The sequence below is a fragment of the Frigoribacterium sp. CFBP9029 genome (assembly GCF_034045305.1).
GTDB lineage: Bacteria > Actinomycetota > Actinomycetes > Actinomycetales > Microbacteriaceae > Frigoribacterium.
Genome location: NZ_JAXCWB010000004.1, coordinates 279278 through 292683, shown reverse-complemented (window position 1 = coordinate 292683; position 13406 = coordinate 279278). Strand labels below are relative to the sequence as shown.

Here is a 13406-nt window from a genome sequence, read left to right as displayed (position 1 = left end):
GCTTGCTCGGTTTTGATCAACGCGCCCAACTGCTCGGTTGAGACGTCTTGTTGGTTGGTGTTCCACGACAGGATTCGTAGCTGCCCCGCCGACGAGGATCCGGTGGGCACCGTTGTCGATGGTGCCGGCCTTCCCGCCGTCAAGACGATTCCGAGGCCAGCACTAACGACGAGGACAACTAGCCCTGCGGACGTGGCGAGTCGGAGGCGACCCCTGATCGCCGCGATGACCACCGCCATGGAAACGAGGGCCACCCCGAAGAATGCAAGCTGCGGGAATGCTGCCGCGACGAACACCAATGGCGTCGCAGACGCGGTCTGCGTCGCCAAGAACACTGCAGCCGTAGCTCCGGCGGCGGCCACCACCATCACCCACACCAAGACTCGCCGCACATTGCCCCCGTCGTCATCGACAGCTTCCCAGACGCGACGCATCGGGCAGAAGCGACACGTGCCCGCCGATCGATCCCCTATCGGACGATGACGCGCCATGCGCCGTTTTCGGTGCTCGCGACCGAGGAGAAGCTGACGTTCGTCACGCCCTTGCGGGACGACTCCGGGATGTCCAGCTCGAGCACGCCCTCGGCGCAGCTCTCACGGGCGGACGTCGTGTCGACGGCACCGGTAGCCGACGTCAGACCGAACAGCCCCTCGACGGATCCGTCGCCGAAACACTCGAGTTCGACTCGCCTGATCGTCACGGGCTCCTCGAAGGTCGCCGAGATCGCGCTGCCGCCGGCTCCCTCGCCGCGATCGGCGACCGCTGCCAAGACGACCAGCTCGTCGCCGTCGTCCTGCACCGCTGACGGCGCCTGGTCAAGCCACAGAGCGATGTCGCCGGCCTGCTCACCGGGATCGACCTCGGAGCACCCGGCGAGGCTGACAGCACAGAGGGTCACGACGAGTAGGCAGAGCGATCGGGGGCGCACGATCGAAGGATGGCATGAAGCGCACTTCGTCGCGACTCCAACTGCGGGGGCCCGGCCAGCGATCGGCTATCGAGGCACCCGACCCGCTGCGATGCGCGATAGCGGAACGGTTCGGCTCGGCTCGGCTCGGCTCGGCTCGGCTCGGTTCGGTTCGGCATAGCCTGAAGCTCTCGCTATCGAGAGGGACCTTCATGCACCTACCGCGCACGTCACGAAAGAACACGATCACCGCCCTGTTCTTCACGGTCGCAGCTGGCTTGGGCACGGTCATCGAGTTGCTCTTTAACATCTGGGGGCCGACGCGCGTGCACGGCAGTGCGACCCCTCCGCGGCGGAAGCGTCGGTGAGCCGCTGTATCGACCCGAACTATCTCGGGGAGCCCCGCCGCGAACACGATGAGACCACCGGAGGATCGCTCCTCTTCACTCGTGCGTGCGAGACGTGCCGCTGACGGTCGACATCAGCACGAAGACGAGGACGGACCTCTGATGCTGAGATTTTTCGTCTCGACTTCCGTCGTGGCCGGGTTCATCGTCGCGGGGTGGCATTCGATCGGTCCCGAGCAGCCCGTGTTCGCGATCGTGGTCCAGTTTCTCCTCATGGCCTGGGCGGCTTTCACCGTCACGGAGCATTTCCCTCCTCTGCGAGGCAGATGGTGGAGGGTCTCGGAGCGGCAAGCGAGCTTCTTCCGGATGGCCGGTGTCGGTGCGTTCGGTCGCTTGCTCACCGTTGTTGGCTGGAACCGAGTCATCACTCGGGAGCGCAACTACCAGGTCACACGAGCAGGGATGCTGGCCCTCGAGCAACACACTCGTCGTTCAGAGGTCGCGCATCTGCTGTGTGCCGCTGCGGGGCTCGGCCTCGCGGTGGCTGCGCTCGTGGCCGGCACCTCCCCCGGTGCCGCCTGGTTGATGGTGTCGACGATCGTCTTGCAGCTGTACCCGGCCATGCTCCAACGATCCGTTCGGGCACGCCTTGGACGGGTTGTCTAGTCAGGTCCTCTCGGCCTCTCGCGTCACCTGTGACCCCGCGGGACTTGCAAGCTCGATCCGGACCGCTAGACGATGGCTGGCCGGACGTATCGGGGCCGGGGCGTGCCAGTGGGCGCCGTGGCTCTAGTGTCAGTCGCGGTGCTCTCACGAGGGGGGCCTATGAGAGGTAGATGACGTTGAGTGGTTCTAGGCGGTTCTTTGTGACGAGCGTGATCCTTCTCGCTGTCGGGTTCACTCTCTATGTCCTGTGCGACTACGCAGCCGCCACCTCTTCTGAGATTGGTGTCAACTTCGGCCTGGCCGCCGGGCTCGGGCTGGGTTTGATTGTTGGCGCCGTGGGACTCGTGTTCGGGGTTGTCGCCATGCTCAGCGGGTCGCAAAGGCGCCACCGGTAAAGCATCTGTTCGCCGTCCTTCGTTCCCGGGGAAAACGTCTAGAGGGCCCGTAGATGCGACTGAAGCTCGGTGGTGACCGCGACGAGGGGTCCCCGTCGTTGCTGTCGGGCTCGGTCGGGCTGAGCAACTCCACCCAGACTCGTAGCGGCTCTCAGTCCCGGCCAGGAAGGCTTTACCCGCCGGGGAAGCGAGGGCACCTCGGGTCCGCGTCTGGGCACCGCGACGGTCGCGCCTACTCCTGTCGTCGCCCCCAGCGAAGCAGAAGACCACAATGCCGTCGATGCACACCTTGCAGCTCTTCAAGACCTGGCCTCGATGAGGGGTCCGGGCCCCACGGCGACTGACGACTGACAGTCCGATAGGGAATCCGCTACTCAAACACTGCGGTCACCTCTCTGACCAGCTGATCGAAAGTGCGCTCGTAGACGAGGTGATGTTGATAGGTACGGACGAGGTACCGGCCCTCGTTGCTGCGCATGTGGAGAGAGACGTTGCTCTCACTTCCGCTTCCGCTCACACGCCAAGTCAGTCGCATCGGAAGCCTGGCCTGGCCCCGTCTGCTAGCGCCCCACATTCGATAAGCAAATCGCGAGCCCAGGTCCAGGGCACCTTCTGCGCTTGCCTCTCGTGGTGCCCGGCTTTTCTCGGCAAGCCACCCAGCCAGAACTTGGCTCGCTTCGTCGACGGTTTTGGGTGTAACGAGTTCAAGCGAACGAGCCTCGGCTAGATCAATCACTTGACCGTTCTACAGCGTCGTTTGTTCTGGCGTTGCTTGCCAGAGCGCGATTCGTGGCGGCCTCGAGCGCTAAATCTAGAACTTGGGGGCGCTTTAGCGCCCGATAGGGGATCGGCTAGCGGACCGCCTCGTCGCCTGGAGAGCCCAAGGTCCTAGCGGTGTTCGCGGTCGCGTCACCTGTCCTCCCTCGACCTGCACGGGCCTGCCGACGCTCTCTCGCCTCAGCATCCTGGCGCTTCTGGGTAAGACTCGTTCTGGCAGTCCCGAGGATGGCCATCCCGAGCAGGGCCAGCACGATGATGAGAGCCACTGGGACGATGACGATCGAGAGCACAGCGCCTCCGAGAAGTAGTGATGTCTGAAGTTAGCGAACTTCGACCGCGTGGTCGAGACCGAAGGGCGGGGTCCGATAGGGGATCCTTCGCCGCGACGGTTGCGACGTTAATTCTGGAGGCAAATAGTGGGCTGCCCTGGCGCTGGGTTCATTGCTCGGCCAGGATGAGGCCATGAACACGGGGAAGTGGGCACGGTTGGCGATAGTGCTTCTGGGGGCCGGGGCGCTAGCGGGCTGCTCCTTCGCTACAACGGATGACGTCTTTGCTGAGGAACAAATCAGTTCAGACGCGCTGCCCCAAGTTGAGAGTGTGGTGCTCGCGGATCTCGACCCGGAGTCGGCGCGGTACCTCGGTGAGGCTAAGGGCTCGCAATTCTGGGCGGCGCGGAACGCGGATGGTGAATTCTGCGTCCTCGCGAAGGTTGTCGCGGGCGGTGCCAACGAGATGATTTCTGGCTGCAGCCCAGGGGATGGCGACACGCTCACGATCTCGATGAACGGAGGGCCGTCAGCTTCTTGGTCGGCCGTAGAAAATCCGACCGTGCCGGACGGCAGCACGCTGCTCCGCGCCCACCTCCTGGTGTCGCTCCGCTGACTACACAGTCTGCCAGTCGCCTCATGACGGAAGCACGGCTCGAACGGGCTGGCTTAGCGTTCGTATCGTCCCCTCCAGTGTGACCAACCTGTCCCGCTAGGGGATCTGCTACCGAGACACCGCTGCGGGCCGCCGTGCAACGGTCAGTACGCGGGAAGATGCAGGATGACTACTTCCGAGTGGCTCCGACTCGCTTACTTTCCATGTCTGCTCGTCGTGTTCGGCGTACTCGGTCACATTGGCCTGAAGTACAGCCAGGGAAAAGAGCTGCCACGACACAAGCAGTTTCGCTTGCTAGCGGTCGGAGCACTCGCCCTCGCCGTCGGAGTCGTTCTCTTCGCCACGAGCTGGCTCGTATAGCTTCCGTCGTGGCCGGTCGAGGATCGGCTATCGGGACACCATGTTTGCTACAGTCGCACGCTTATTCAGCGGGCGGCACCGGGGATGCGGTTTCCACCGAGTCGAGATCATCGATGAGGCCTTGATCCAGGGGCACGTCAGGCAGCGTCTCCGCTGGCGGTGTCGCGACTCCGATGACCGTGACGCCGTCAGTTCGGTAGATGTTGATCGGTCCAGTCATTTCCTCGCCGTAAGCGTCATCCCAAAGCGCCCAACCTTGCTCTCCACTGTCCGTGGCATATGGGACGAGGTCCGGGTGGCCGTTCCGGTTCTCGATGCCGTAGGTCTGACCTCGTGCGTTGACCTCCCACTTGGACGTGGCCGTGGAGGCGTATTGAAGTGCAGCTCGCCACTTCGTCTCTGGAGACGCATCGACTCTGAAGTCGGAGGAGCCCTTCGCTGGTAGCTGGCCGTCAATGACGTGCATCGTGCCGGTCGGGCTTTGAGAGCAGTGGATGGCGCTGGCTGTGCTCCCGTCTCCGGTGGGAACCTGCACTACGCCGCTGTCGGAGAGGCAAGTAATGTCGGCGATGACTGCGCCAGCGGTCGAAGGTGCTTGGCCGATGTCGACCACAGCAGGGCCGGTGTGCGTGGCGGTCGTCGTGTCGCCAAGGGCCGCGGTCACGGTCGATCCAGGCGCACCCGCGACGAAGAGCGCTGCCGCGGTGGTTGCAACGGCGATCGCGCCCGCCCCGAGCGCGGCCCGTGCCAGGCGTGTCCGCCGCTGCCTGCGCTGTAAGACGCTGTGCTTGGTTCCGATGGCGGCGAGCTCGGCCCGGATTGCGGCGGAGGTGTCGGGTCGCATGTCGATGTTCACGAGAGAACGCCTTCCTGTGCCGGGCTTGTCGAGGGGTTGAGATCATGCAGGTCGACGCGGAGGCGTTGCCGAATCCGGTGAAGCCGCACCCGAGCCGTCGACGGCTTGAGGCCCAGGGACTGTGCGGCCTGCCAGACGGGCACGTCCTCGAGACTCGTCAACACGAGCAGTGCGGCATCTCCCAAGGACAGTCCTCGCAGTGAGGCCCGCAGCCTGTCCGTCAATTCGATGTCCTCGAGATCCTTCTGCACCTGCTCATCCTGTCGCGGTAAACGGGCCAGCAAGGCCCGGTATCTCGCGGCTGCACGGCGATTGTTCCGCCCAAGGTTCACGGTCGTGACAAGTAGCCAGGGCAGGAGAGAGTCCGCGACAAGAGTGACGCTGCGTCGCTTCCGCCAGAGCTCGTAGAACACCGCTGCAGTGACGTCGTCCGCGTCGTGATGCTTGTCCACCAGAGTCAGTGCCCGCCGGTAGACACGAGCCCTGTGTCGATCGAAGAGTGCAGCGAAAGCCGCCCCCTCGTCGCGTTGAGCCCGGGCCCAGAGGGGGCCGTCGTCCTGATCGTTGTTCACACTCAAGAGTGTCCGGCCAGGGCCACCGTGTTTCAAAGCACCTGAACCGACCCGCGGCCGGCCCATAGCGGGATCGTCTATCGGACACTGACGCCCCCTTCCCCGAGCCGCTGATCGTGCTGCGTAGCTCGTCTCCTCAGGAGAGTCGGCGCACCTGGTCGGGGGGGGATGCTCATGCCCGGGTGCAAGCCTTAGCCTCATGGGGAAGGGGGAGTCCTCATGAGCGTTGACGTTGAGCGTCCGGTACGCGCGCCGCGGTCGGATGCCCGTGTCTTGGTCGGGACAGGGGCAGCGGTCGGCGCGGGCTGTGCGCTGCTGCTACCCATCGTGTGGATCGTCGTGTGGGCTGCCTTCGCCGGACTCGACGGCGCCGGGATCGCGGGATGGGTCGTTATCGCGCTCGTCTACGCAGTTCCTGCTGCCGTGGTCTTCGCCCTCATCGGAGCGGTTGCCGGACTCGTCAGCGCGTCGCTATGGCGGCAGCGCCCCCGCTGGGGCAGATCGAGAAGCCAGACATTAGCGGTGTTGGCCACAGCAGCAGTTGTCGGCATCTCAGCAGGCCTGGCTCTGGGCCTCTTCTTCGGTGATCCCCTTTCGGGTGCCATCGTCGGACTCGTTGCCGCATCAGGTGCCGGCCTCACAGCGGCATTGAGCTTGCGCCGACTGGCACGACGAGAGGCGCCGCCCGTTCGGTAGCCGATCGGCTAACGGGCGCACCCGAGGCTCGGGCCCATCGAGCTACTGTGCAGTCATGTCCGCGAAGTCCTTCGGCACCCTATTGGTCTGCGTCGGCGCGTTCGTCCTGATCGGTGGCGGGGTGCTCCTTGTTACGTCTCCTGGGACCGACGACGTGTCTGGGTCTTCGACCGCTGCCTCATGGTTCATCATCGTCGCCGGAGCAGCGAACATCGCGTCCGGCTTGGCCATGCGGCGACAGGTCTGGCGGAAGAGGTAGTCCGACAGCGGCCACTCGCGGATCGGTCACCGAACGACCGCGCGCGTCAACCACTCCCCCGCAGTCACACGGGTCGGAACGTCTCGATAGACCAGTCCGGAAAGATCTCGATGAAGGATCTCCTACGGGGCGCAGGCGAGACCAGATCCACGAGCTCGCCAAGGCTGTTGCGCAGACCACGTGCGGATGGTGAAGTAACTCATGACGTTCTTCCCCGAAGTCACGCCTCCCGACGACGACGCGTCAGAGCACTACGTGGCTCCTGAGTGGGCTGCGCCCCCTATCGACTGGCTCCCGAGTCGCATCGGCATTTCGACGATCCTGGCGACGACCGACGACATCGCCGTCACAGTCACCGGGCTCTCGGTCCACGCCGCAGGCCTACAGATCGACGTCCAGTGGTTACTCCGCAACCATCACCAAAACCGCCGAGACTGGGCCACCCTCATGGACAGGTTCGGGGGCGGACGCTGGGGCAACGGGGCAGTCGACCCCGCTCGCAGCATCCGTTTCGGCGTCGTCCTCGACGACGGGACGAAAGTCGTCGCTGACGTCGGCGACGCATTCCACGACGATCCCGCCAAGGCTCCGACAGGACCCGTGTTGAACCTCACCGAACAGGGCGGGTCGGGCGACGACTCCTACTTCACGACCTCGGCTCGACTGTGGCTGTGGCCCGTCCCCCCGGACGGCCAGCTCGAACTCGTCATGAGCTGGCCCGAATTCGACGTCTCGGAGGCACGGCACACGTTCGATGCTCACGCCTACTCAGTCGCAGCTCGCCAAGCTCGACCCATCTGGAGCAACGAGGGCAACTAGCGCGCACCGGCCATCGATCCCCTATCGGGACGCATTCAACATCTAGAGCGCCAACACGCAAGGCCGAGGTACGGTCTCGCCATGAGAACCCTGCGCATGCGACTGCTCGTAGCTGCGACATCAGGAGCTCTCGCTGCGGTGTCGCTGGCAGGATGCGAAGCAACAGTCCCCATGGTCCCTGCCGCTGATGCCAACTCAGTGGAATGCGCGCAGGTCACCGTGCATCTTCCTGACTCCATCGGTGAAACCGAAACGCGACGCGAGACAGATGCCCAAGCCACTGGCGCCTGGGGAGAACCCACGACCGTCCTGCTTCGCTGCGGTGCCACAGAACCAGGTCCCACGGATCTGCCCTGTTACACGATCCAGGGGGTCGACTGGATTGTCGATTCCCCCGAAAACGACCCCCAGAGCGCCATCTTGACCACCTATGGCCGCTCTCCCGCCGTGGAGGTCATCTTCAGCACAACAAAGCTGACCGGAGCAAACGTCATGGAAGACCTCGCAGACGCTGTCGGGTACCTCCCAACAAATGGGCGAGCGTGCACGAGCACCGAAGATTTGCCCTAGTGACGGGACGTAGCGATCAGCGATCGGCTATCGAGACAGGTCCACCCCCAACCTGACTGACTTGCGGCGGTCTCGTCGTCCGTCCCGGACCGCGAAAGGAGCTTTGCTCCTGGCAGTCGTGACGATTGCGGTGCTCGCGCTGTGGTTGCGGCGGTGTGCTCGTAAACTGCTGTCCATGTGGCCAACGAAGGAGGCATGGCGGAGCACCGTTCCCGACCTATTGGCCCGCTCTGTGGCCCGTTGGGGCCTGACGCTCGGACGCGTGCACCCCGGCGGGAGTGCGTCATACGTCGTCTCCGTGCGGACCGCCGCCGGCCGCGACGCAGTTCTCAAGCTTTCATTCCCGCACCGCGAGGCGCGCGACGAGGCCGCGGCGCTTCGATGGTGGGACGGCTCAGGGTCGGTCCGGCTGCTCCAAGCGGACCTCAACGATCCGTTCGTGCTCTTGCTCGAACGATGCGATCCAGGCGTACGACTAGCCGACCGGCACGATCTGTCGCCGGAACGCCGGCTGTCGATTGCCGCGGATCTACTCACCCGGTTGTGGTCCCGCACAGCCTCAAACGATTCCGACACGACTACAGCGCCCGCCCCGACCACACGATTCGAGCGTGTGGCCGACGTCGCCGCCGAGTGGGCCGACCTCGTCGAGGAGCGAATGCGCACGTTCCGGCCAGATCTCGACCACGTCGCGGTCGCGCGAGGAAACGCGCTGCTTCGGGAGCTCCCTGTAACGGCCCCGCGGACAGTGGTCGTGCACGGCGACTACAACCCCGGCAACCTCCTCACCGCGACGCGAGAGCCGTGGCTCGTCATTGATCCGAAACCTATGGTCGGCGACCCGTCTTACGACTTGTGCCCGTTGCTCATGCAGATCGACGACCCCTTCTCGCTCCCGGACACCGAAGGGCATCTGCGGAATCGAATTTCTCTGCTTGCAGACCTGACCGGGGAGTCGCCGGTCCGCATCGCAGCCTGGTGCGTGGCACGCCTGGTCGAATCGTCGCTCTGGTACACCAGCCGGTCCGAACTAACGCAAGCGCGCGACAACATCGAACGTGCGAAGTTGCTCGATGCACTCGCCATCTGATTCGACCGCTCACCCACGGAAGGTGCCGCGAACCGCGCATTCTGCATCGGTCAGGAGACCGTCTCAGTAGCCGATCCCCTAACGGGACATGCGACCCATGCGTTCAGTGCTGGATGCGTCTCCATCCGCTGACGTTGTCATCGTCGTCGAACCGCCACTCCTCGGTGTCACCATCGATCGCAACGTCATCGGTGAGCCAGAAGGTTTCGTCGGGTGACCACCCCGCCAGCACGATCGCACCGCCTGGGACCTCGACCACCTCACCGGCCGCAGCGAGGTAGCCCTGGACTGAGACGTGGATGCCATCGAAATCACGCGCAACCTCTCGGTAGTCGGGGATGAACCACTGCTCATCACGGCCCGTCGATCCCCACCAGGTGCCGCGGCGCGCCCACCGGGCATCCCGCGGATAGCGCGCCACGAGGGCAGCCCAGTCCTCGATGCTGTGGATCTCGACCACACGTAGATGTCGAGACATGGTCAGCCTTTGCAGGAGCGCTTCGCCGTCTCCGAAACTGTCCTCGACGAGCATGAGGCTCACAGCCCCGAGGTCACCGATGCGACGGGTCGACGAGGGCGGTCGCGCCCATTCACCCTGAGCTTGTCCATATGTGTGCGGCGTCGACCACCAGGAACCATTGATCGTGCGTGACGCGCGATCTCTCGGCCTCTTCAGGTCGACGTTCTCCCTGTCGTGATTCACGGACCATTCATCAAGGACCCGGGTCATCGGGCCCGGGCTGCTGTTCGGGACGACCCGACCCTCTCTGAGAGGAGTCGTGACCCACTGATTGGTCATATCGACATCACTGGCCCACCACGCCGTGCCCGGTGCGGCCGAGATCGCCGCCGCCACAGGCACCAAGGCCTCGCGGACCGAGGCATCCGCGGTCAGGGCATCGCTGACGTAGGGCGCCTGCCATGGCATAGCCGCGTCGACTGTGGCCGTCAGCGCACGGAAGAACAGGAGCGGGTCGCTCCACGACCGGACATCGTCGAGACGAAGCGTCTCGAGAGCTCGGACCAATCGCTTGAGATCCCGAGGAGGGATCGAGAACGTGCCGGGCAAGGCGAATGCGTCAGCAACCTCGAGTGCAATCTCCCCGACGGCCCCCGACACCTCGTCGCTAATGCCCCCCGCGACCGCCATGCACACGCCGCGAAAACGCGCTCCATCGAGGAGAACCGGGAGCGACAAACGAGGCATAGCAGAAGTGTCCCACTGCCCTACACAGTGACCGCCCCATGACCGATCGTCTAACGGGCACCACCCACACGACGGAGGTGTCACAATGCGCACGTGCAATCTCACGCAGCCCGCAGACGCCGTCGCTTAGCTATCGCTCTTGTCGTCGCCGGCCTAGTGATGCTCCTTGCCCCAGTTCTTGCTGGCGCGATCGCGCCGGACATTGCGTGGGTGGCTTGGGTCGCCCGCTCCCTTCCCGCCGCCCTTGCGGTTGCAGGCATCATGGTCTGGTACCGGGCAGACAAGGTCTTCGACCGCGGTTTCGAGCCAGAAGGGCCGTCAGACGACGAGTCTCACGATGCGTGAGCGTTAATCGATCGTCTAGCGGGCACTCAATTCCAGCCGGCTGTCCAACGCGTCTAGTCGAGAAGTACGACGAAGTCCGGGCCAAGCTCAGCTTGGAGGTCTCGAACGAGCCGAACCGCCCACTGTCGATGGCGGGGAGACTGACGCATCTCGTGCGCATACCACCACTCGGTCCAGTCGTAGAGCTGCTGCGTCAGCCGTGCAGAAAGGCCGTACTCCTCTGGCGAATAAGTCGTTCGCGCCTCATCGTTGAGCAGAATATTCTCGCGTAGCGGCCACGACAGCCCCTCGAAGAGAACAAGGGACACCTCTCTTTGCATGCCGACCAGTGTGCCGGACGCCGATCGACTATCAGGCACGATGTCTTGCCTGACGCCGGTGTGCGATCCTGCTGCTATGAACACGAAGGAGGCGATCGCGTCCACTCGCCGCGACCGAGTTCTGCAGTTTGTTGGCTGGCTCGCTGTTCTGTGCTCATGTCTGAGCTTGGCTGCCGGCATCTTCCTTGGATGGTGGGTGAAAGGGATCGCCGCCATCCCCGTGTCCGCAGTCCAGGAAGCTGGCGGCTACGTCCTCTTCTTCGGGGTGCCGCTGAGCATTGTCGCTGCGCTCCTTCTGGCTACGATCGCCGGGATCCGCGGCGGAACGGGGCGCCGACTCGGCCTCATTGCAGGAGTACTCGTAGTACTGAGTGCCCCGGCATTTGCCCTGGTCGCCAACATCGTGCCCCTGCGGAACTAGGTACTGGGAACTAATCACAGATGCCTCAGCCGGGACTCGATCACGTTTCGGCCGCGCGCTGGATCGCTCTGTAAACCGTCGAGCGGGCGACGCCGAAAAGTTCGGCGATCTCGCTGGTGGTGTGGGCGCCCGTGCGGTGCAGCTGCACGAGGTGCTTCTCCTGCGAGGGGGTGAGCTTGGGCTTGCGGCCGCGGAGCTTGCCGGCGGCCTTGGCGATCGCCATGCCCTCCCGGGTCCGGGCACGGATGAGGTCGGCCTCGAACTCGGCCACCATGCCGAGCACGTTGAACAGGAGCCGGCCCACTGGATCGGTGGGGTCATAGACCGCTCCCCCGAGGTTCAGCGCGACCCCCCTCTTCGTCAGCTCGTCCGCTATGTCCGTCGCGTCCCGCAGTGAGCGGGCGAGACGGTCGAGCTTGGTGACGACGAGGACGTCTCCGGCACGGCATGCCGCCAGTGCCTCTCGCAGGCCCGGCCGGGCTCGAGTTGTGCCCGACAAACCATGGTCAACGTGCACGTGTGGATCGTCGACACCGAGTGCTGCAAGACCATCCCGCTGTGCTGCGAGATCTTGTCCAGACGTCGAGACGCGGGCGTATCCGATGAGCATCCGACGACTGTAGCGTTTAGACCCCCTTCACCGGGCATTTTTGCGGGACAGGCATACGCGAATTCGCAGGCCAAGCCCCTCTTGACTTCAGCCGGTCGCGACAGGCCCGCAAAGGTGTCCCGATGAACGACCGGCTAGGGGTCAGTTCGTGGTCATCCCGTTCGTCTCATGCATGAGCGACCTGATCATGGTGCGTCTTTCGGGTGACCTTGTTGCTGCCGGGTCCACTAGTCAGGCCTTGGGGGCTGGGCCTTCCCGAGTCCTGAACCGTCTCGAGGTATGTCGATCCTAGGAACATTCCTCACGAAAGAAGAGCGCTTCTCGACTGGGCTGTCCGTGAACGTCCACACGCCCCCGCTCGGGCGGGCGCGTGTGCGGGCTGCCGGTCGTCTGCGGATCAGGAGCAGACGATCGGGGCCGTGCCCGGGGTACCACCACAGGGCACGCTCAGAATAGGACCACAGCGCCTAATCTGCTAGGCGCCCGCAAGAGTTCGTCGCATGTGCGGGCGTTAGCTCCACGCGGGGCGGGGTTCGACGACGAGCTTCCTGAGCGCGATCAGGGCGTCTCGGATGCGGGTCTTCATCGTCCCGATCGGGACACCAGCTTTCACTGCTGCTTCGGATTGGGTGTACCCGCCGAAGTACGTCAGTTCGAGGGCTTCGCGGTGGGCGGGGGTGAGGGCTTTCATGCTGGTTGCGACACGCTGGTGCTCGATCAGGATCTCTGCCGTCTCGGCAACGTCGTCGCGGGTCGCTTCGAGGTCTCGGATGCCGACTGCCACGTCACGGTCGCGGGCGGCTTGGGATGACCGGACACGGTCGATGGCGCGGCGCCTGGCCCTGACGAGCAGCCACGCCGTAGCCGTGCCCTTCAAAGGGTCGAAGTGGGCGGCCTCTTTCCATGCCTGGAGAAATACTTCCTGGGTCACTTCTTCGGACTGGGCCGGATCGATCAAGATCCGTCGCACAAGCCCCAGAACTCGTGAGGATGTTCTGTCGTACAGGGCCGTGAACGCCCGATCGTTGCCCTCAACGGAGAGGCTCAGGAGGTCTTCGTTTGATCGCTCGACGTCGGCCGGTAGAGCGGGCGCAAGTGTCATGAGGTGTCCATTCGAAAGCGGTGCACGGCGACGTGTTCCCCAGACACAGATGCCACTGTATGCGCGCGCATATTTTGTGGTGACCCCAGTTCGGGCATGCTGCGGAAACAGGGCATACGAATCCCCCAGGACAGGCCAAGCCTGGCCTGTCCTGGCCAGGCCAGGCCAGGCCACGCCAAGCCAGTCCAGTCCAGTCCAG

The 13406-nt window shown here is 64.4% G+C and carries 16 protein-coding genes; 8 read left to right on the top strand and 8 right to left on the bottom strand.

Annotated elements, in window-relative coordinates; all coding sequences use genetic code 11:
* Positions 1-434: hypothetical protein (locus SOM11_RS08060; protein WP_320477712.1), on the bottom strand; the 434-nt coding region annotated here is incomplete at its 3' end.
* Positions 435-469: 35 nt separating this feature from the next.
* On the bottom strand, positions 470-928 hold the full coding sequence (locus tag SOM11_RS08055) for a hypothetical protein (protein WP_320477711.1): 459 nt from the start codon (positions 926-928) through the stop codon (positions 470-472).
* Between the two features lie 518 nt (positions 929-1446).
* On the opposite strand from SOM11_RS08055, the gene SOM11_RS08050 reads away from it, so the two are divergent.
* Both SOM11_RS08050 and SOM11_RS08045 read left to right on the top strand, forming a co-directional pair.
* Positions 1447-1920 carry a hypothetical protein gene (locus SOM11_RS08050; protein WP_192061841.1) on the top strand — a complete coding sequence of 158 codons (474 nt, stop codon included), beginning with the start codon at positions 1447-1449 and terminating at the stop codon, positions 1918-1920.
* 1637 nt (positions 1921-3557) lie between these two features.
* A complete protein-coding gene (locus SOM11_RS08045) occupies positions 3558-3980 on the top strand; it encodes a hypothetical protein (RefSeq protein WP_320477710.1) in 423 nt (140 codons plus the stop codon).
* Between the two features lie 421 nt (positions 3981-4401).
* Here SOM11_RS08045 and SOM11_RS08040 read toward each other — a convergent pair whose 3' ends face one another.
* Both SOM11_RS08040 and SOM11_RS08035 read right to left on the bottom strand, forming a co-directional pair.
* A complete protein-coding gene (locus SOM11_RS08040) occupies positions 4402-5196 on the bottom strand; it encodes a hypothetical protein (RefSeq protein WP_320477709.1) in 795 nt (264 codons plus the stop codon).
* Positions 5193-5768, bottom strand: coding sequence for a sigma-70 family RNA polymerase sigma factor (locus SOM11_RS08035; protein WP_320477708.1), 576 nt, complete (start codon positions 5766-5768; stop codon positions 5193-5195). Before SOM11_RS08035 ends, SOM11_RS08040 begins: the two co-directional genes overlap by 4 nt.
* Positions 5769-5987: 219 nt before the next feature.
* Here SOM11_RS08035 and SOM11_RS08030 point away from each other — a divergent pair, with 219 nt between their 5' ends.
* The 5 genes from SOM11_RS08030 (at position 5988) to SOM11_RS08010 (ending at position 9202) form a co-directional block, all read left to right on the top strand.
* Positions 5988-6464: a hypothetical protein gene (locus SOM11_RS08030; RefSeq protein ID WP_320477707.1), complete on the top strand. Its 477-nt coding sequence runs from the start codon at positions 5988-5990 to the stop codon at positions 6462-6464.
* Between the two features lie 55 nt (positions 6465-6519).
* Complete coding sequence (locus SOM11_RS08025) at positions 6520-6723, top strand: hypothetical protein (protein WP_320477706.1); 204 nt, start codon at positions 6520-6522, stop codon at positions 6721-6723.
* Between the two features lie 201 nt (positions 6724-6924).
* Positions 6925-7542 carry a hypothetical protein gene (locus SOM11_RS08020; protein WP_320477705.1) on the top strand — a complete coding sequence of 206 codons (618 nt, stop codon included), beginning with the start codon at positions 6925-6927 and terminating at the stop codon, positions 7540-7542.
* 81 nt (positions 7543-7623) lie between these two features.
* Positions 7624-8112: a DUF3515 family protein gene (locus SOM11_RS08015; RefSeq protein ID WP_320477704.1), complete on the top strand. Its 489-nt coding sequence runs from the start codon at positions 7624-7626 to the stop codon at positions 8110-8112.
* A gap of 175 nt (positions 8113-8287) precedes the next feature.
* Positions 8288-9202: an aminoglycoside phosphotransferase family protein gene (locus SOM11_RS08010; protein WP_244637325.1), complete on the top strand. Its 915-nt coding sequence runs from the start codon at positions 8288-8290 to the stop codon at positions 9200-9202.
* A gap of 103 nt (positions 9203-9305) precedes the next feature.
* Here the strand turns inward: SOM11_RS08010 and SOM11_RS08005 are convergent, their stop codons facing one another.
* Entirely contained in the window at positions 9306-10352 is a 1047-nt protein-coding gene (locus SOM11_RS08005; RefSeq protein WP_320477703.1) for a hypothetical protein, read from the bottom strand.
* Positions 10353-10807: 455 nt separating this feature from the next.
* Complete coding sequence (locus SOM11_RS08000; protein ID WP_320477702.1) at positions 10808-11074, bottom strand: hypothetical protein; 267 nt, start codon at positions 11072-11074, stop codon at positions 10808-10810.
* Between the two features lie 76 nt (positions 11075-11150).
* Here SOM11_RS08000 and SOM11_RS07995 point away from each other — a divergent pair, with 76 nt between their 5' ends.
* Complete coding sequence (locus tag SOM11_RS07995; protein WP_192061774.1) at positions 11151-11495, top strand: hypothetical protein; 345 nt, start codon at positions 11151-11153, stop codon at positions 11493-11495.
* 40 nt (positions 11496-11535) lie between these two features.
* Here SOM11_RS07995 and SOM11_RS07990 read toward each other — a convergent pair whose 3' ends face one another.
* The gene (locus SOM11_RS07990) at positions 11536-12105 is read right to left on the bottom strand and encodes a recombinase family protein (RefSeq protein WP_192061773.1); all 570 of its coding nucleotides are present in this window, start codon (positions 12103-12105) and stop codon (positions 11536-11538) included.
* A 511-nt stretch (positions 12106-12616) separates the two neighbouring features.
* Positions 12617-13207: a sigma-70 family RNA polymerase sigma factor gene (locus SOM11_RS07985; protein ID WP_320477701.1), complete on the bottom strand. Its 591-nt coding sequence runs from the start codon at positions 13205-13207 to the stop codon at positions 12617-12619.
* Between the last annotated feature and the right edge of the window lie 199 nt (positions 13208-13406).